Below are 2,397 nucleotides of genomic sequence, written 5' to 3'. Positions count from 1 at the left end.
TCCCCTTCTTCCAACAGCCCGTCCAGAGATGCAAGCATGCTGTCTACAGGTGCGCCTGCCATAATCATAAGCATGATTTTACGCGGACGTTTCAAAGACTGTACAAACTCTTTCAAATCATAATAAGGCGTAATTTTTTCATGCGGCCGTTCGGCAACAAACTTTTCCGTCAAATCGGGCGTGTAATTATATACAGCCACGTCAAACCCGTGGTCGGCCATGTTTAAAGCCAAATTACTGCCCATGACGGCCATGCCGACAACGCCGATATCCTTTGCCATATAGGTGTCTCCCCCTGACTTATAATTTCTTCTGGTATGCCGTAATCGCTGTGAACTGCGGCAATAAATTATCATAAAGTTGTTCAAAAATACTGTACAGCTCTTTATATGTTTCCGCGTTTCCGGCCTGAGGCGTATAAACCTTCTTGGCATGAACGAGTTCCGCCGTATCGGCAATACTCTTCAACTTACCGCTGGAAATAAAGCCCAGTACGGCTGCCCCGAAGGCTGCCCCTTCGCTGTTGTCCGGCAAGGTAATAGGCTCATTCAGTACATCCGACAGAATCTGCAGCCACAGCTGAGATTTCGTAAAGCTGCCGCTGACGCGAATATCTTCGACAGGACCGAACTCTTTGAGAGCTATCATAACGCTGTTTAAGCAATAGCAAATCCCTTCCATAACGGCACGAATCATATGAGATCGGCTATGGTTCAACGAGAAACCGAAGAACATACCGCGTAATTCGGAATTCCAGTACGGAGCCCGTTCACCCGTAAAGTGAGGCAAACAAATAAGCCCGTCCGCGCCGGCTTCTACGTGTTCAGCCTTCATGGTCATCAAATCGTACGGATCGATATCGAGAGATTCAAGAGTATTGCCGCCGTAATGGCAAATCTTGTCGCGAACCCAACGTAAAATCATACCGCCGTTATTGATAGCCCCGCCGGCTACCCATACATCGTCGACAAGGTTGTAGCACCATGTACGCATCTTCGGATCCGTCTTCGGCTCCTTCGTTAGCATGCGCAAGGCGCCGCTCGTTCCGATGGTGCAACTCAACTGTCCCGGGTTGACGGCACCGATACCGACGTTGACGAGAACGCCGTCCGTAGCACCGATAACGACGGGAAGGCCTTTCGGCAAACCGAGTTTCGCCGCCGCTACATCACTCAAAGCGTGGCTGTATGTAGTCGATACGACAGGCGGCATATATTCCTTGGAGATACCCGCATATGCAAGAATTTCATCATCCCATGACAAGGTCCTTTCATTGTACATACCGCTTGTTGAAGCCGTAGATTTATCAATAACCCACTCGCCCGTCAAATTGTAGAAAATGTAGTCCTTCAGTGAACCTACATACTTCATTTGTCCGAACAAGTCGGGCTGATACGTTTTCAACCAAATAATCTTGGCTAACGGATAGGAGGCATGAATGGGGCAACCGGTCCGTTCGTAGAACTTGCGGCATAAGTCCGGGTCCTTCTTCATGTCCCGTACAATACCGGCACTGCGGCTATCCGCCCAAGTCTGCATGTCCATCAACGGTTCTTTATTTTCATCAAGACCGGCAAAGCTGTGCATAACCGTACTCAACGCAATACCGGATAATTCCTTGTTTTTATAACGAAGCTGAGCCGCCGTCTTCTTTACCACTTCTTCAACGGCTTCGTATATTTGCAAAGCACTTTCTTCCGCCCAATCCGGATGGGGAGTCAAAAGAGGATAAAACGCTTCGGAAGAAGAAACGCTGACCCCTTCGGCCGTATAAGCAATAGCCCGAACGCCTGTCGTACCGACATCGACACCGATCCATACTTCCTGATTCTGCGAATCCATGGTCATACCCATTAGTTCGTACCGCCTTTCGTGCAATCAACTGTAAGACTACTTCTCATAAACCAATTATAGTCTTTCGGTCTTTTAAAATGCAATATATTTTTCATTTTTTAGATATTGTTTTGATATATTTTTATCATTTTAACCCTATTATGTATGACCAAATGTAATATATTCATTTATATTCTCTTCTTTCAGTAATTCTTATTTTTTAAATGACATACAAAAAGAGCATATTGTCGAGCTTTCGCCCGGCAATACGCTCTTTGCTTTTTATTGATTGGCATGCTTAGTTCCTTATGAACCTACATTTTTATATCAATTCTTTAAAGTGCCTACAATATCCTGAATATTGCGGACCCCTTCTTTTTCGCACCAGTTCTGCATGCCGACAGCCATCTTTTCGATGGCACGGGGATCAACGAAGTTATAAGCGCCTACGGAAACAATTCTGGCACCGACGAGCATGAATTCAACAGCATCCTTCCAGCTACTGATCCCGCCCAAGCCGAGAACGGGAATAGATACGGCTTTAGCCGTCTGCCACACCATGCG

The 2,397-nt window shown here is 46.6% G+C and carries 2 protein-coding genes and 1 pseudogene; all 3 read right to left on the bottom strand.

Annotated features, from left to right (window positions below; all coding sequences use genetic code 11):
• Positions 1-281, bottom strand: a 281-nt coding sequence (locus PGX78_RS07665) for an NAD(P)-binding domain-containing protein (RefSeq protein WP_270446297.1), incomplete at its 3' end; no start/stop codon positions are given.
• A 19-nt stretch (positions 282-300) separates the two neighbouring features.
• Positions 301-1,854 (bottom strand): gluconokinase, encoded by a 1,554-nt coding sequence (locus PGX78_RS07660; RefSeq protein ID WP_270446294.1) that lies wholly within the window; start codon positions 1,852-1,854, stop codon positions 301-303.
• A gap of 306 nt (positions 1,855-2,160) precedes the next feature.
• Positions 2,161-2,397: pseudogene (locus tag PGX78_RS07655) on the bottom strand (dihydroorotate dehydrogenase); the annotation flags it as partial.

Origin of the sequence: Megasphaera sp. AF13-6AC (assembly GCF_027685385.1) — a bacterium.
Classification (GTDB): domain Bacteria; phylum Bacillota; class Negativicutes; order Veillonellales; family Megasphaeraceae; genus Megasphaera; species Megasphaera micronuciformis.
The sequence above is the reverse complement of the archived record's forward strand: the minus strand, read 5'-3'. Positions and strand labels throughout refer to the sequence as shown.